Here is a 14,852-nt window from a genome sequence, read left to right as displayed (position 1 = left end):
TCACGGGTCATTTAAGAGCCTGTTGATGCCTGTTGGTATGTGCATGGCGAGGACGATACTGCGTGGTGCGTGAACCGTTCCGCAGCGAACGGAACCAGGGAGGAAAACAGTGATCCTGTTCAACGACCGCAGAACACGCCACAGACGCCTGGGCGCCTGCGCGATCGCCGGCGGAGTGCTGGCCGCGCTCCTCGTGGCGGCGCCGGCAGGGGCCGTCCCCGACCCGGGGGACGCGCCGTCCACGCCGAAGGAGGTTTCCAAGAGCGCGCGGGCAAAGGCGCGTGAGGCCATCGAAAGCGGTGAGATACCCGGCCAGGACCAGATCGTCCACTCCGCCAACATCGAGCACGTCGCCAACGTCCCCAAGGACGTGCTGCCGGGCACCAACTCGGATCTCGCCTTCCAGGGCAGGTACGCCTTCGCCGGCAACTACGACGGCTTCCGCATCTTCGACATCAGCGACCCGACGTCACCGAAGACGGTCGCCCAGGTGCTGTGCCCGGGCTCGCAGAACGACGTCTCCGTCTCCGGCAACCTGCTGTTCCTGTCCACCGACTCCTCGCGCAGCGACAGCAGTTGCAACAGCACGACACAGCCGGCGACCGAGAAGTCCTCGTGGGAGGGCATGAAGGTCTTCGACATCAGCGACAAGCGGAACCCGAGGTACGTCGCCGCCGTCGAGACCGCCTGCGGCTCCCACACCCACACGCTGGTGCCCGAGCGGCGGAACGTCTACGTGTACGTCTCGTCGTACTCGCCGAACGCCGCCTACCCCGACTGCCAGCCGCCGCACGACGGCATCTCCGTCATCAAGGTGCCGCGCAACGCCCCCGAGAAGGCGGCGGTGGTGGGCTTCCCCGTGCTGTTCCCCGGTGAGGGGCCGGACGGTGGCGGCAACCCGGGCGGACCCACCAACCCGGGTGTGTCCAAGACCACCGGCTGCCACGACATCACGGTGCTGCCGTCGAAGGACCTGGCCGCGGGCGCCTGCATGGGGGACGGCATCCTGTTCTCCGTCAAGGACCCGGAGCACCCCAAGGTCATCGACCGGGTGCAGGACAACGTCAACTTCGCGTTCTGGCACTCGGCGACCTTCAACCAGAAGGCGAACAAGGTCGTGTTCACCGACGAGCTGGGCGGCGGCAGCGGAGCCACCTGCAACGAGGCGACCGGTCCGAACCGCGGCGCCGACGGCATCTACGACATCGTCGGCAAGGGCGAGGAGCGCAAGCTCGTCTTCCGCAGCTACTTCAAGATCCCCCGTCACCAGGCGGACACCGAGAACTGCGTCGCCCACAACGGCTCGCTGATCCCGGTGAAGGGCAAGGACCTGATGGTCCAGGCCTGGTACCAGGGCGGTGTCTCCGTCTGGGAGTTCACCGACTCCTCGAAGCCCCGGGAGATCGCCTACTTCGAGCGCGGCCCGGCGACCACCGACCGGCTGATCCTGAGCGGCTCGTGGTCGGCGTACTACTACAACGGCTACATCTACTCGAACGAGATCACCAAGGGCTTCGACGTCCTGAAGATCAAGGACCGGCGCACGGACCCGGCACGGTGGGTCCACCTGCGTGAGCTCAACGTGCAGACCCAGCCGGACTACTTCGACTGACCCCGCGGGCCGCACTCCGGTGCGTCCCCGGTCGCGAAGAACCGCGACAGATCCCTGTCGCTCCTCCCGCCGGAAGCCTCGGCCTCCGGCGGGAGGCCCAGTTCCCAGTCGAGCCGGTAGCGCCTGAACAACTCCGCCCGCAGCACCGGGACCGGCATCGGCACCCCCGGGACCAGTGCGGCGTACACGGCGCCCATCAGCAGGGCCCGCAGCATCGGGTAGTCGCTGTCGACGTCCCGCGACCCGTGCCGGGCGACGGTGTCCCGCAGCAGCTCCGCCAGGCGCCGCTGTTCCGGGCAGGGCACGAAGCCCTCGGCCTGCAACAGCCCGGCCATGTGCTGGCGCATCAGCACCGGCCGGTCCCGTGCCAGCCCCAGGATCGCGTCGATGGCCCGCGCCATCCGCTCCCGGCCGTCCTCGGTGCGCGGCTCACGCTCCAGCGCCTCCTCCAGCGTGCGGTGCATCAGCCGGTGCACGGCCGACTGCACGAGCTGGCGCTTGCCCGGGAAGTAGTACGAGACCAGACCACGGGCCGAGCCCGCCCGGTCGGCGATGTCGCCGAGCGTCGTGGCCTCGAAGCCGCGCTCGCCGACCAGCTCGACCGCCGCCTGCAGAAGCCGCTCCTTCGAACGCCTCCGCAACTCTTCATTGACCGAGGCGCTGCGCGGGGACATGCTGTAACTCCTGCGTTGACTGGCTGCCAGCCAACTATACTCAGAGGCGTCCGGCCAGGACCCGAGCGGTCCGGGCCGGCGATGCCGTCTGCCTCGGGCGACACGGGGGATCGTCCGAGGCGGGCGAGCGGACGGCCAGGGGACCTGCTGGTGGCCTCAGCTCACCAGATCCAGGACCGGCCGCAGCCCGTCCGGCCGCTCGGTCACCGGCAGATGGTCCACGAAGTGCACCCCGCAGCCCAGGGCGGTGGCCCCACCGTCCGCCCGGCGGTCGTCGCCGACCATGAGCGTCCGGCGCGGATCGGCGCCGAGCGCCTCGCAGGCGGTGGCGAACAGCCGCGGGTCCGGCTTCTGGATGCCGTGCTCGTACGACAGGACGTACACGTCGACGTAGCGGTCCAGGCCGTGCTCGCGGAACACCGGGCGCGGGTCCCAGCCGATGTTGCTGACCACCCCGACGGGGATGCCCCGCTCGCGCAGCGTGCCCAGCACCTCGACGGCGTCCGGGTACGGGGTCCATGCCGCCGGTGTCATGTGGCGGTCGTACAGCGCGTCGTGCAACGCCGGGTCGGGCAGTGTGACCTGGCGGGAGAGGCCGGTGTACGCGGCCCGGTGCAGTGCGGCGCTGCGGTCGCGGATCAGCCAGTTGTCGGCGAGTTCAGCCGGCACGCGTGCGGGATCACCACCGCCCGGCAGCGCCCCCGCTGCCTCCAGCGCACGCGCGGCGGCGGTCAACTCCGGCTCGGGGAAGGGGACTCCGGCCTCGGCGACGACGCCGCGCAGCCAGGAGTCGGTGGACTCGACACGGAACAGCGTTCCTGAGAAGTCGAACAGCACAGCCGTCATGGGGCGATCCTACGAGGCGGTGGTGTCCGGGCGGTCGCGCGGCTGCCGGTGCTCGTGTGTCCACACCGCAAGGGCCACCACCAGCGCGCCCAGCAGCCAGCCGCCCACCACGTCCGTCGGCCAGTGGACGCCCAGCCAGATTCGGGTCAGTCCCACGCCGACCACGGACACGACGGCCACGATCACGGCCGTACGCCACACGGCACGGCCGACGCCGTGCCGGCGCAGGAGCCACAGGAGGAGGCCGCACACCACCGTGGCGGTCATGGCGTGGCCCGACGGGAAGGCCGAGTAGTGGGCCGAGTCGACGGGGTCGGGCCAGACCGGGCGGGGGCGGTCCACCAGGGCCTTGAGGGCCTGCTGGAACAGCGTGCCCAGCGTGACGGTCAGCGCCAGCCACAGCGCCGTCCAGCGCGCCGCGAGGCGCACCACCAGCCACACGACCACGACCGCGCACAGCACCCGCATGGTCCACGGGTCCCACACCCAGTCCGTGAGGATGCGGCACGCCTGCGTGATGCCGGACTCCTCGACCGCCCAGCGGTGGGTGGTGGCGGAGATGTCCCCGTCCGTGCTGATCAGCGGGCTCCATCTGGCCGTGACGAGGGTCAGCAGCAGAGCCGAGCACAGGGCCAGGACGCCGGCCGACCGGGCGGCGGTGCCGTGCTGGGGGCGGGGCGGGGAGTCGACGGACCGGGTGTACATGATGCGATCCTCGCCGAACCGGGGGCTCCGGATCCAGTACGGCGGCGATCTTCGACACGCGGACCGCACACTTCGGCCACCCTGAGGCCACCCGCATGCCCGCGAAGCCCGGCACGGAGCCACAGGTGTCCCGGAACATGCATCCGGCTATCCCAGCGCCCACAGCCCCGGTACGAACGCCACGAACACTGGCACCACCGGCACCAGGGCGCCTGCCGCCGTCAGCCGCAGCCGGCGGGCCGGGGACAGCCGGTCCGGGGGAGTGAGCAACCGGCGCACCCGCGCCGGAACATGGGCCTGCGGCGTCGGGCAGGGGCCGAACACGCCGCGGTGCTCGTTCAGTTCCACCAGGGCCAGGGCCGTGGTCAGGCGGCCGAAGCGGCGGGACGCCGTGTCGTCGGCGGCGAGTTCGACCAGGCGGTGCATCTCGTCGCGGAACGCGGCGAACACCGGCACCTGCGGAAAGCCGCCCGCCAGTGCCGAGGAGCAGTTCAGCAGCCAGTCGTGCCGGGCCCGCGCGTGCCCCTGCTCATGGGCCAGCACGGCGTCCAGCCGGCGGCCCTTCAGCCGCCGCAACGCGGCCGTGGTGACGACCAGTTGCGGCGGAGCGCCGGGCTGCCACCAGGCATCGGGCCGCTCGCTCTCCAGGACGACGAGCCGGCCCGACACGGCAACCTCTCCCGGCAGCAGCGGCGCCCTGACCAGCAGATCAGCCCGCCGGCGGCGGTCCCGGGCGCGTGCCCCGCCGATCTCGCGGACCAGCATCGCAGCGCTCCACAGCCCGCCGCCGGCCAGCGCCACGGCGGTGGCCGCCGCCCAGGGGCCCGCCGTACCGAGGGCGTAGGCCTCGACGACCGGGCCCGGCGCCGTCGCGAAGACGGGCCCGCCGATCACGTGCCAGGCGGCTGCCGCGCTGAGCGTCATCGACAGCGCACAGCACACGAGCAGGGCCGCCACCACGCACTGCCACACCCACAGCGCCACGACCGGCTCACGATCGGGCCAGTCCGCCCGGGCGAGCAGCCGGGGGGCGACCACTGCGATCAGGGCGCCGAGCAGCAACAGTGCCGCGGGGAGCATCATGAGGCGCAGCCTATGAGCGATGCGCCGCGCAGGGATACGACTTGTGGCGCCGAAGTGACGCAGACAACGGATCCGTACGGCGGGCCGGGACGGTCCTGCTCACAGCGTCAGCAGCATCGCCACCATCGCGATCCCCATGGACAGTCGGCAGGCCCGCGCCAGCTCCGGCCGGTCGCCCCACCCGGCGGACCCGCCGCCCCCGGCCCCACTGCCCGCCAGGGCGGCCACCGGCACCAGCCGGACGCCGGTCATCAGCACGTATCCGGCGAAGTAGAGCAGCAACGCACCCGTCACGAGCGGGACCCCCGATCCCCCCTGTCCGTGCGCGTGTGCGGGAGCGCCCGCCATGACGACGGACATGTAGACCATGGCCCCGGCCCCCACCAGGTGGTGGAGGTGGTGCGCGCCTCCCCGCGCCGCCCACAGCGCGGGGACCGCTGCCGCCCCGAACAGCACCGCGTAGGCGAGCCAGGCCCACGGCGGTGGAGTGAACGCCGCCGTCGGCACGGCCATCGCGGCCATCCCGAAACCCATCAGCGCCTCACCGCCCGCGGCGCCGCGCTCCTCCCCGGCGCCGCTGCGCATCCGCACCAGGCAGTAGGCGCCGGTCACCGCGCAGAGCGCCACCAGCAGCCAGCCGGGCGTAGCCGGTCCGTGCACGCGCGTCCTCCCCGCTCGACGGTCGGTCAGCTCGGCAGTCGGTCCATCGATGCCCGGGCCGTGCGGCGCGCACGCGAGCGCAAGGATGCAAACGGGGAGCATTCGCCGGAGCACAGCAGGTGAGGGGATGTCCTCGGAGGTGACATCCGCCAGTGATGGGGGATATCGTTTTACGAGTAAAATACCTGTTAATCTTCTGTCCATGAGCAGTGCGACCCCCGCCCCCGTCTCCCCGCCCGCCCGGCGTCTCCCGCTGGCGGGCGTGCTGCGCGTCGGCCGTCCCTCGGACATCTGGTTCAAGCCCGCGCTGAGCGTGGTCGCGGCGATCGCCCCGCCCAACCTCACCCTGCTGGCGCTCGGCCGGCTCGACCTGGCGATGTACACGATGGCCGGATCCCTGTGCGCGCTGTACGCCCACAACCGGCCCTACGCCGCCCGGGCCGGGGCTCTGATGTGGGTGGTGCTCGGCATGCTCGGCGGGCTCGCCGTCGCCCTGGTCGCGGCCTCGCTCACCGGCAGCGCCGTGGTGCTGGTCACCGTCGGCGCGCTGCTGGCCGCCGCGCAGAAGGCGCTGTGCGACGCGACCCGGATCGGACCGCCCGGCCATGTCGTCCTCACGTTCGTCAGCTCCGCCTCGCTGTTCGCGCCGCAGACCCTCGCCCAGGTCCCCGGTCATCTGGCACTGGCCGCCGCGACGGGTGGCTGGGCCTGGCTGGTCTGCATGGCGTCCGCGCTGGTCCGCCCGCACGGCCCGGAGCGCCGCGCCACCGCCACCGCGCTGAAGGCCGCCGCCGCGTACGCCGACACGAGCGGCACCGGCGAGGGCCGGGCCCGCGCCGCGGGCTACGCCGCCGTGCAGGCCGCCTGGCAGTCGCTGCTGTCCGCCGGCGCCCGGTCCCGTACCCGGCGGGCCCTCGAAGGGCTCGTCGTCCGTGCCGAGGTGGCCCTCGCAGCACCCACGGAGGCGGACGCCGGCCGGCTGCGGGCATGGGCGGACGCACTGCGCGGCACCGGCCCCGTCCCGCGGGCCGGGCTGCCGCGGGTGGCCGCCGGCGAACTCGTCGCTGTGGACGCGGCCCGCGGCCTCTGGGCGCGGCTCGGCCCGCTGACGCCGCTCGCGGTACGCACCGCGCTCGGCTGTGCGCTCGCTGGGTACGCCTCCCTCGCCCTCGGCATCGGCCGCCCCTACTGGGCCCTGGTCACCGCCGCCTCGCTCTACCAGGCGAACATCGCCCTGACCTGGAGCCGGGCCGTCCAGCGCGTGGTGGGCAACGTCGTCGGAGTGCTCGTCTTCGCGGCCGTCGTACCGTTCGCGCACCTGGGCCGGGCGGCTCTCGTGGTGTGCTGCCTCGCGTTCAGCTTCGGCGCGGAGCTGCTGATCAGCCGCAACTACTGGCTCGGCAGCGTCTGCGTGACCCCCATGGCCCTGCTCGTCACCGAGTTCGCCCGGTACCAGAAGCCGGGCGAGCTGATGACCGAGCGGCTCGTGGACACGGTCGTCGGCGCCCTGGTCGGCTTCGCCGCCGCCCTGGCCGTCACCAACCGGAGGGCGGGCGACCGGGTCGAACGCGCCCTGACCGCCGCCGACCGGGCCCGCGAGCGCGCCGCCCGTCTCCTGGCCGAGCCGCACCCCGACCCCGCCGCCCTGGAGGCCGCCCGCCGCGCACTCGCCGTCGCCCTGGCCGATCTGCGCGCCACCGTCGACGCGGCGGCCGGCGAATGGTGGCAGCGCGCCCTGCCCCAGGAGCGGGTCGTGCTCGCCGAACAGTCCGGACACCGTACGCTCGCCGCGACGGCACGACGCCAGGGGCTGCTCCCGGACCGGGGCACGGACACGAAGACGGAGGACGCACGGCCATGACGGCGACGGATGGACCATCGCCCAGCGGAGGCGGCCCGGGGGAGGGCCCCCAGTCGGCGAGCGGGGCCGCGGACCCGGGGCCGGAGGTTTCCGCCCTGGGCGGCGGAGCTTCAGCCGCCGAAGCCGGCCAGGGCGGCGATGCCTCTGCGGCTGGTGGGAATCCGGGCCGTGAGGCAGCTGCGGCTCTGGCCGGTGAAACCCCTGCGGCCGCCGCAGGCCTGGAGGGTGAGCCCCCAGCGACCAGGCGGGCACCGGTCGGTGGTGACCTGGGCGGGCAGCGGCGGGGCGATACCGTCGCCGCCGTCGTCCGGCAGTGGCAGGCCGTCCATCCCGGGCTGGACACCGGTCCGATGGAGATCATCGGGCGGATCAACCGTTGCGCCGCCCTGCTCCAGCAGGCCGAGGACGCGCCGCTGCGCAGGGCGGGACTCACCCGTCCCGAGTTCGATCTGCTCGGCGCGCTGCGCCGCACCGGGCACGAGCTGACTCCAGGGGAACTGGCCCGGGAGACCTTCTCCTCGGGCGCCGCCGTCACCAAACGCCTCAAGCAGCTGACCGAACGCGGCCTGGTCGAACGCCGGGGCGACACCCGCGACCGCCGTGTCGCCCATCTCCGCCTCACCGACGCCGGACGCGAACTCGTCGACGGCATCCTGCCCGCCCAGCTCGCCTACGAGACCGCCGCCCTGTCCGGCCTGGACGCCCCTGACCAGGGCGAACTGGCAGCCCTGCTCGGGGAGTTGCTCGCCCAGCTGGAAGGCCGCCTGGGCGCGCTGCGGAGCTGAGGCGTCCATCACGGCCCGCCCATACCGTCAGAGCACATCGTGCGCCGTGCGGCGGTGTGTGGAGCGGCGGTCGTCGATCGCCGGCCAGCGGTCGCCGTAGATGTTCCGGGTGATGGCCGGATCGCGGACGAAGTCGTGCGGGAAGCCCAGCGACACCGCGCTCACCTCGTCGAGGCGGGCGAGGGCGTCCGCGTCGAGGCGGACGTCGACACTGCCCAGGTTGTCGGTGAGCTGGCTCTCCTTGGTCGCCGCGATGATCGGGACCACGTTGCCCGGCCGGGCCAGCAGCCACGCAAGCGCCACCTGGGCCGGACTCCAGCCGCCCTGCTCGGCGACCTCCAGGACGGCGCTGATCACCGCCTCCTCACGCGGGTCGACGTCCCCGCCCGTGGTGTCCAGCCGCCCCGTCTCGCCCCTGCGGTACTTGCCGGTGAGCTTCCCGGCCGCGAGCGGCGCCCAGGCCAGCACGGCCAGGTCGAACGCCCGGGCCTGGGGCAGCAGTTCGCGCTCCGGAGTCCGCTCCAGCAGGCTGTAGCGCAGTTGTGATCCGGCGAACGCGGTCCAGCCCCGCAGCTCCGCCATCGTGTTGGCCTGCGCGATCTCCCAGGCCGGCCAGTCCGAGACACCGACGTACAGCACCTTGCCCGTGCGGACCAGGTCGTCCAGCGCCCGCATGACCTCCTCGACGGGCGTGAAGTTGTCCCGGGCGTGCACCCACAGCACGTCCAGCCGGTCGGTGCGCAGCCGCTCAAGGCTCGCCTCCACCGACTGGACCAGGTTCTTGCGGTGGTTGCCCGCGGCGTTGACGTCGCCGTCGCGGATCCCGCAGGTGTACTTGCTGGCCAGCACGAACGTGTCGCGCCGGCCCTGGAGCAGCTCACCCAGGATCCGCTCCGAGCTGCCGTCGGTGTAGTTGTTGGCGGTGTCGATGAAGTTGCCGCCCGCCTCCGCGTAGGCGTCGACGATCCGGGCACTGGCCTCCTTGCCGGCGCCCCAGCCCCAGTCGTCGCCGATGGTCATGGCGCCGAGGCTCAGCTCGCTCACGCGCAGACCGGTCTTGCCGAACAGTGTGTAACGCACGGTCTTCCCTCCGGGCAGGTCGTCCACACGACGCTATGAGCTGGAGCGCACTTCAACGCAAACCACGGCCCCGGCCTCCCACGCCCGTCGCTCAAGCCCTGGAGAGGGGTCCTAGGCCGTGCCCGCCCGGTACACACCGAACATCGCCCCCTGCGGGTCCCGCAGCACCGCGATGCGCCGACCGCCGGGCAGGGAGGTGGGGACCATCAGAACGTCGCCGAGCCTCTGGACGACGGCCGTCGTGGCGTCCACGTCCGCCACGGCGAAGTACGGCAGCCAGTGCGCCGGAACCTCCGGCGGGAACTTGTCGTCCATCGTCACCATGCCGCCGAAGTCCGCCCCGTCGACACCCCACTGGGTGTACCGCTCCGCGGCATCGACGGTCCAGCCGAACACCCGGCTGTAGAAGGTCACGGCCTGCTCGGGGTCCCGGGTGTACAGCTCCGCCCAGCCCAGTGAACCGGGCGCGTTGAACAGCCCGGCGCCCGGGAACGTGCCCGCTTGCCACAGCTGGAACACGGCACCGGCCGGGTCGGCGGCGACCGCGAACCGGCCCGCGTCGAACACGTCCGTCGGGCCGAACAGCACCGCCCCGCCGGCCTCGGTCACCTCACGGACGGCGGCGTCCGCGTCGGTCACCGCGAACGACACGTTCCACGCGACCGGCTGCGACGGCTGGTACAGCGGTGCGAGCGCGGCGACGGCCGCGTCCCCGAGGTGCGCGACGGTGTAGCCGCCCGCCTCCTGACGCGGGTCCGTCTCGGGCCGCCAGCCGAACAGCCTCGTGTAGAACCGCTGGGCCGCCTCCAGGTCCGTGGTCCCCAGCTCGGCCCAGCAGGGCCCGCCGGTCACCGGTGCGTCGAGCTTCATGGCGTTCCTTCCGCAGGGAGTCCCCGGGCCTCTCCAGCACGCTAAGCCGCAGCCCGTTCCCCCTGCCATCCGGGGAAACCCACTGGTGTGCCGCACCGGCCCGGCATACCCTCGTCCCCGTACCGCACCGCGTGGCGGCCTCCAGCTCCTTCTCCCTGCCCGGAGGTTTCCCATGCCCGCGCTCGAGGTGCGCCCCTTCCGCCGAGCCGACCGCGACCAGCTCACCGACCTGGTCAACATGCACGTGGCGGCCGTCGTCCCCGGAGTCTCGGTCTCGGTCAACACCGTCCTCAGCGACCTGGAGCGGCAGCCCGGTGAGTTCATCACCGACCCGTGGGTGGCCGAGCGGACGACGCTCGTCGCCGAGCAGCGCGAGTACGTCGTCGCCGCGGCCCATCTGCTGCGCTACCGCGCCGACGCCGAGGTCGGCGAGGCCTACCGGGACGCCGCCGAGATCCACTGGTTCGTGTGCCGTCCGGCGGCGTCCTTCTGGCCGGACGCCGACCAGGCCGCGGACCTGCTGATGCGGGCGTGCCTGGCACAGTTCGCCCGCTGGAACGCCCGCGTCCGGTACGCCGACGGCGCGCTGCCCGCCCCCCTCGTCTACGGACTGCCCCGCAACTGGCCGCACATCCGGGCCGTCTACGCCCGCGCGGGCTTCCAGCACGCCGGGGACACCGAGGTCATCCTGATCGCCCGGGTGGCCGACCTGCCGGAGCCCGAGCCCCGGCCGGATGTCACGCTCGAGCGCACGCTGGGGGAGTGCGGCACCCGCTTCACGGCCCGCGCCGGCACCCGCGCCCTCGGCTTCGTCGAGATCGACACGGCCCTGGCCCGCCCGGAACGGCACGCCCGCGCCGCCGGCCTGGCCGACATCGGCAACCTGCACATCGACCCGGCGCAGCACGGCACCGGACTGGAGCACTTGCTGCTCGCCCAGGCCGCCGACTGGCTCCGGCTGTGCGGCGTGGACCGGCTCGTCGCCTACGAATCCGCCGCCGACAGCACCATGCTCGGGCACCTGACGGGCGCGGGCTTTCGCGAACTGACCCGGACCGACCGCGGCTGGGAGCACCGCCCCGGGTGACCTCAGATGCCCGGCCGGTAGCGCATCGGGTGGTCCGCCGGGACCTCCACCAGCACGATCGGCGTACCGTCCGGATCCGCGATCCACATCTCGACCAGCCCCCAGGGCTCCTTCACCGGCGGCCGGACGATCTCCACGCCCTTCGCCCGCAGCTCGTCCTGCGCCGCCGCCGCGTCGGCGACCTGGAGCCACAGCCGCGTGGCCGGCACGGGCGGGGTCTCGGACCGGCCCGAGACCTCCAGGAAGCCCCCGCCGAGAAAGTAGACGGTCCCGCGCTCCGGCCCCGAACCGAACTCCCGGTACACGGCGAGCCCGAGCTGTTCCCCGTAGAAGGCACGGGAGCGCTCGGGGTCGGTGGGACGGAGCAGAATCCGGCTGCTGAGTACATGCACCATGCACCGGAGCCTAGGCCGTGTCCGCAAAGTCCCGCCTGCCTCGCGGCGCCTGGCACGCTCCCCCCACTGCCTCAAGGGCGTGGGAGGTGCCTCCACTCGCCGCACCGGACGAAGCCCCGAGTACATCCAGTAGGAGGGACTCCGCCCGGCGCGCCGAGAGCACGCACCAGGCGCCGCGGGGCCCGCCCTCCGGGCGGACGACGGGACTTTGCGGACACGACCTAGTGGCGGAGTTACTCTCATCCCTGCCCGCGCGCCCTACGAAACGGAGACCTACGCCCATGGACACCGCCGCCACCGGACTGACCTTCCGCGATGCCACGGATGCCGATGTGGACGAGCTGGTCGCGCTGATCGAGTCGGCGTACCGGGGCGACGCGAGCCGGGTCGGGTGGACCACCGAGGCGGACATCCTCCAGGGGCAGCGGACCGACCCGGAGGGGGTGCTGGCCGTCATCAAGTCGCCCGACGGCCGGCTGCTGACGGTGGAGCGGGAGGGGCGGATCGTCGCCTGCTGCCAGCTGGAGCACCGGGGAGACCACGCCTACTTCGGCATGTTCGCGGTCAGCCCGCGGCTCCAGGGCGCGGGACTCGGCAAGGTGATCCTCGCGGAGGCGGAGCGGCTGGCCCGTGAGACGTGGAGCGCGACGGAGATGCACATGACCGTGATCTCCGTGCGCGACGACCTCATCGCCTGGTACGAGCGGCGCGGCTACCGCCGTACGGGACGGATGACCCCGTTCCCGTACGGCGACGAGCGCTTCGGCGTCCCGCAGCGCGACGACCTGCAGTTCGAACTGCTGGTCAAGGAGCTCGCCCCGTCACCGGGGACCGGTTCTACGCCGTGAAGCGGCCCGTGCGCTTGATGTCCGGTTGGTCCGTGGTCGCGCCGTCCAGCCCGAAGGCGCGGACGAGACGCAGATGGTCCTGCGTGTTCACCACCCAGCCGATGATCCTCAGGTCGGCCTTGCGGGCCCGCTCCACGATCTCCAGGGTGAGCCGCCGGATGTTCAGGCAGACGGTCTCGGCACCCGCCTGGACGGCCCGGTCCACGATGTCGGTGCCGTAGCGGCTGGCGATCAGCGCCGTGCGCACCCCCGGCACCAGTGGCTTGATCTCGGCGATCGCCTCGTCGTGGAACGAGGACACCTCCACCCGGCCGGCCAGCCCGCGCCGGTTCATCACCTCGGCCAGCGCCCGCGCCGCCTGCACGTCCTTGATCTCCGCCTGGAGCGGCGTCCGCACGGCATCCAGGACCTCCTCGAAGACCGGCACCCGCTCGCCCCGGCCCGCGTCCAGGGCACGCAGCTCGGCGAGGGTCTTCTCGGCGATCGGCCCGGTGCCGTCGGTGGTGCGGTCCACGTCCGTGTCGTGCATGACGACGAGCGCGCCGTCCTTGCTCAGATGCAGATCGAGTTCGATGGCGTCGAGACCGGCCTCTTGCGCGGCGACGAAGGACCGGAGGGTGTTCTCGGGTTCCACACCCATGACTCCGCGGTGACCGATGGTGAGGAAGTTCAAGACGGGACTCTCTTCCGTCGACAGGCGGCACTGGGGGCCTGACGGCCCACCTGACCGTATCGCCTGCACGGGCCCTGTGCAGAGGGCGAGGGCATGGTCGGCGTGCGTGCGGGCAGAAGGGTGACTGGCAGGAAAAAGTGCGGTGCAGGGCGGGGTGAGGCAGGATATTTTCCCGAGGTGGCCCTTGCTGGGAGGAACCTCGTGTGTATACGGTCTGCGTACGCGAGATTCTCCCGTGGAAGGTGTGACATGACGGAAATTCTTGTGCAGGTGGGTTCGGAGGAGCAGGTTCCTCCCGTGGCCCGGGTGGTGGACCACCCGGCATGGCCCGTGCTCAAGGATGCCGTGGAGCGGATCCGGCCATGGCAGTCCAAGGACGGCTCGATCGACTTCGACGCCGAGGGCGCGCCCGGCCCGGCCGACGCCGAGCTCGCCGTCCGCCAGGTCACGGACGCGGTGCTGGAGCTCTCCCCGCTGCTCCCGCACGACCGCGCCTACCACGAGGCCCTGGCCAAGGACCTGACCCGGTGGGCCGACGGCGGCTTCCAGGTGCCCGACTTCCTCGACTCGCTGCTGGCCTTCCAGCCCGCCGCCAATCGCGCGGACGGACTCCAGCACCTGGTCGTCTTCCCGATGTACACGCAGAACGGCAACCCGGACCGCAACCTCGAAGCGGTCGTGCTGCGCATGGTCTGGCCGGACTGGCTGGCCGAACTGGAGCGCACCCGCTACGACAACCCGCTGTTCTGCGGCATCAAGTTCGAGGACTTCACGGCGGGCTACGACACCAACTCCGCGGTGCTCTTCCCCGAGACGATCGCCGTGCGCGAGGCCCCGGAGCGGTTCAGCTGGGGCGGCATCTTCTGCGACCGCGAGGCCGCCCGCTTCCGCCGGGTCACCGACGCCGCCGTCGAGATCCTCGGCCTGGAGCTGCCCGAGGACGTCGCCGCGATGGTCCACGACCAGAAGCGCTGCGAGGAGGCGTTCGTCCTGTGGGACATGGTTCACGACCGCACCCACAGCCACGGCGACCTGCCGTTCGACCCGTTCATGATCAAGCAGCGTCAGCCGTTCTGGATGTACGGCCTGGAGGAGCTGCGCTGCGACCTCACCGCCTTCAAGGAGGCCGTGAAGCTGGAGCGGGACGGCGTGCCCCAGGCGCGTGACGTGCAGGTCGCGGTGCTCTTCGACCGCATGTTCCGCTTCCCGGTCACCGGCGAGCGCGTGCGCAACTACGACGGCCTCGGCGGCCAGCTCCTCTTCGCCTACCTGCACAAGCACGACGTCGTCCGCTGGCGGGACAACAGGCTCTCCATCGACTGGGAACGCGCCCCGCAGGTCACCAACCAGCTGTGCGCCGAGATCGAGCAGCTGTACCGCGACGGCATCGACCGACCCAAGATCGTCCACTGGTTCGCCGGGTACGAGCTCGTCTCCACCTACCTCGCGCCGCACCCCGGCTCGAAGTGGGCCAAGGGCCCGGACGCCCTGGATCTGACGCAGCCGCCGCGCAAACTCGTCGATGACGTGCTTCCGGACGAGTTTCCGCTGAGCATGTTCTATGAGGCACTGTCCAAGAAGCTCAAGAACGTGATCGCCTCCACCAAGGGCATCACGGCGGACCGCGCCGAGCGGATCGCCGCGTGAGCGATCGGCGAAGCGAGAACACGGCT

At 72.2% G+C, this 14,852-nt stretch carries 16 protein-coding genes; 6 read left to right on the top strand and 10 right to left on the bottom strand.

Annotation, left to right across the window (positions count from 1 at the left end):
• Positions 1–109 precede the first annotated feature (109 nt).
• Positions 110–1,612: an LVIVD repeat-containing protein gene (locus AC07F0_RS21250; protein ID WP_478980926.1), complete on the top strand. Its 1,503-nt coding sequence runs from the start codon at positions 110–112 to the stop codon at positions 1,610–1,612.
• Here the strand turns inward: AC07F0_RS21250 and AC07F0_RS21245 are convergent.
• From AC07F0_RS21245 to AC07F0_RS21225, 5 genes are all read right to left on the bottom strand, one after another.
• A complete protein-coding gene (locus tag AC07F0_RS21245) occupies positions 1,600–2,286 on the bottom strand; it encodes a TetR/AcrR family transcriptional regulator (RefSeq protein WP_478980924.1) in 687 nt (228 codons plus the stop codon). The genes AC07F0_RS21250 and AC07F0_RS21245 overlap by 13 nt on opposite strands.
• 156 nt (positions 2,287–2,442) lie before the next feature.
• The gene (locus tag AC07F0_RS21240) at positions 2,443–3,132 is read right to left on the bottom strand and encodes an HAD family hydrolase (RefSeq protein WP_478980922.1); all 690 of its coding nucleotides are present in this window, start codon (positions 3,130–3,132) and stop codon (positions 2,443–2,445) included.
• Positions 3,133–3,141: 9 nt separating this feature from the next.
• Positions 3,142–3,837, bottom strand: a complete 696-nt coding sequence (locus AC07F0_RS21235) for a phosphatase PAP2 family protein (protein ID WP_478980920.1) — start codon at positions 3,835–3,837, stop codon at positions 3,142–3,144.
• Positions 3,838–3,984: 147 nt separating this feature from the next.
• Positions 3,985–4,920 carry a M56 family metallopeptidase gene (locus AC07F0_RS21230; protein ID WP_478980918.1) on the bottom strand — a complete coding sequence of 312 codons (936 nt, stop codon included), beginning with the start codon at positions 4,918–4,920 and terminating at the stop codon, positions 3,985–3,987.
• Positions 4,921–5,019: 99 nt separating this feature from the next.
• A complete protein-coding gene (locus AC07F0_RS21225; protein ID WP_478980916.1) occupies positions 5,020–5,580 on the bottom strand; it encodes a DUF5134 domain-containing protein in 561 nt (186 codons plus the stop codon).
• 202 nt (positions 5,581–5,782) lie between these two features.
• Here AC07F0_RS21225 and AC07F0_RS21220 point away from each other — a divergent pair, with 202 nt between their 5' ends.
• Positions 5,783–7,441 carry an FUSC family protein gene (locus tag AC07F0_RS21220; protein WP_478980914.1) on the top strand — a complete coding sequence of 553 codons (1,659 nt, stop codon included), beginning with the start codon at positions 5,783–5,785 and terminating at the stop codon, positions 7,439–7,441.
• A 110-nt stretch (positions 7,442–7,551) separates the two neighbouring features.
• Here the strand turns inward: AC07F0_RS21220 and AC07F0_RS21215 are convergent, their stop codons facing one another.
• Positions 7,552–7,770 (bottom strand): hypothetical protein, encoded by a 219-nt coding sequence (locus AC07F0_RS21215; RefSeq protein ID WP_478981038.1) that lies wholly within the window; start codon positions 7,768–7,770, stop codon positions 7,552–7,554.
• Between AC07F0_RS21215 and AC07F0_RS21210 the strand changes: the two genes are divergently transcribed.
• Entirely contained in the window at positions 7,708–8,226 is a 519-nt protein-coding gene (locus tag AC07F0_RS21210) for a MarR family winged helix-turn-helix transcriptional regulator (RefSeq protein ID WP_436727817.1), read from the top strand. The two genes, AC07F0_RS21215 and AC07F0_RS21210, sit on opposite strands and share 63 nt — an antisense overlap.
• 27 nt (positions 8,227–8,253) lie before the next feature.
• Here AC07F0_RS21210 and AC07F0_RS21205 read toward each other — a convergent pair whose 3' ends face one another.
• On the bottom strand, positions 8,254–9,306 hold the full coding sequence (locus AC07F0_RS21205; protein WP_478980912.1) for an aldo/keto reductase: 1,053 nt from the start codon (positions 9,304–9,306) through the stop codon (positions 8,254–8,256).
• A 111-nt stretch (positions 9,307–9,417) separates the two neighbouring features.
• Complete coding sequence (locus tag AC07F0_RS21200; protein ID WP_478980910.1) at positions 9,418–10,176, bottom strand: VOC family protein; 759 nt, start codon at positions 10,174–10,176, stop codon at positions 9,418–9,420.
• A gap of 172 nt (positions 10,177–10,348) precedes the next feature.
• Here AC07F0_RS21200 and AC07F0_RS21195 point away from each other — a divergent pair, with 172 nt between their 5' ends.
• The gene (locus AC07F0_RS21195) at positions 10,349–11,263 is read left to right on the top strand and encodes an N-acetyltransferase (RefSeq protein WP_478980908.1); all 915 of its coding nucleotides are present in this window, start codon (positions 10,349–10,351) and stop codon (positions 11,261–11,263) included.
• Between the two features lie 2 nt (positions 11,264–11,265).
• Here the strand turns inward: AC07F0_RS21195 and AC07F0_RS21190 are convergent, their stop codons facing one another.
• Positions 11,266–11,658, bottom strand: coding sequence for a VOC family protein (locus AC07F0_RS21190; protein ID WP_478980907.1), 393 nt, complete (start codon positions 11,656–11,658; stop codon positions 11,266–11,268).
• Between the two features lie 281 nt (positions 11,659–11,939).
• On the opposite strand from AC07F0_RS21190, the gene AC07F0_RS21185 reads away from it, so the two are divergent.
• Positions 11,940–12,506, top strand: a complete 567-nt coding sequence (locus AC07F0_RS21185) for a GNAT family N-acetyltransferase (protein ID WP_478980905.1) — start codon at positions 11,940–11,942, stop codon at positions 12,504–12,506.
• On the opposite strand, the gene AC07F0_RS21180 is transcribed toward AC07F0_RS21185, so the two are convergent.
• Positions 12,496–13,179, bottom strand: coding sequence for a glycerophosphodiester phosphodiesterase (locus AC07F0_RS21180; protein WP_478980903.1), 684 nt, complete (start codon positions 13,177–13,179; stop codon positions 12,496–12,498). The genes AC07F0_RS21185 and AC07F0_RS21180 overlap by 11 nt on opposite strands.
• Positions 13,180–13,428: 249 nt before the next feature.
• On the opposite strand from AC07F0_RS21180, the gene AC07F0_RS21175 reads away from it, so the two are divergent.
• Entirely contained in the window at positions 13,429–14,826 is a 1,398-nt protein-coding gene (locus AC07F0_RS21175; RefSeq protein WP_478980902.1) for a DUF6421 family protein, read from the top strand.
• Positions 14,827–14,852: the final 26 nt, after the last annotated feature.

The sequence above is a fragment of the Streptomyces sp. NPDC045955 genome (assembly GCF_056430805.1).
The sequence above is the reverse complement of the archived record's forward strand: the minus strand, read 5'-3'. Positions and strand labels throughout refer to the sequence as shown.

What these genes read in the sequence shown, in the direction of transcription:
- AC07F0_RS21245 (WP_478980924.1), bottom strand. Translation starts at nt 2,286, where the DNA reads ATGTCCCCGCGCAGCGCCTCGGTCAATGAAGAGTTGCGGAGGCGTTCG.
- AC07F0_RS21200 (WP_478980910.1), bottom strand. Translation starts at nt 10,176, where the DNA reads ATGAAGCTCGACGCACCGGTGACCGGCGGGCCCTGCTGGGCCGAGCTG.
- AC07F0_RS21190 (WP_478980907.1), bottom strand. Translation starts at nt 11,658, where the DNA reads ATGGTGCATGTACTCAGCAGCCGGATTCTGCTCCGTCCCACCGACCCC.
- AC07F0_RS21175 (WP_478980902.1), top strand. Translation starts at nt 13,429, where the DNA reads ATGACGGAAATTCTTGTGCAGGTGGGTTCGGAGGAGCAGGTTCCTCCC.
- AC07F0_RS21220 (WP_478980914.1), top strand. Translation starts at nt 5,783, where the DNA reads ATGAGCAGTGCGACCCCCGCCCCCGTCTCCCCGCCCGCCCGGCGTCTC.
- AC07F0_RS21215 (WP_478981038.1), bottom strand. Translation starts at nt 7,770, where the DNA reads ATGGACGGCCTGCCACTGCCGGACGACGGCGGCGACGGTATCGCCCCG.
- AC07F0_RS21185 (WP_478980905.1), top strand. Translation starts at nt 11,940, where the DNA reads ATGGACACCGCCGCCACCGGACTGACCTTCCGCGATGCCACGGATGCC.
- AC07F0_RS21195 (WP_478980908.1), top strand. Translation starts at nt 10,349, where the DNA reads ATGCCCGCGCTCGAGGTGCGCCCCTTCCGCCGAGCCGACCGCGACCAG.
- AC07F0_RS21230 (WP_478980918.1), bottom strand. Translation starts at nt 4,920, where the DNA reads ATGATGCTCCCCGCGGCACTGTTGCTGCTCGGCGCCCTGATCGCAGTG.
- AC07F0_RS21235 (WP_478980920.1), bottom strand. Translation starts at nt 3,837, where the DNA reads ATGTACACCCGGTCCGTCGACTCCCCGCCCCGCCCCCAGCACGGCACC.
- AC07F0_RS21240 (WP_478980922.1), bottom strand. Translation starts at nt 3,132, where the DNA reads ATGACGGCTGTGCTGTTCGACTTCTCAGGAACGCTGTTCCGTGTCGAG.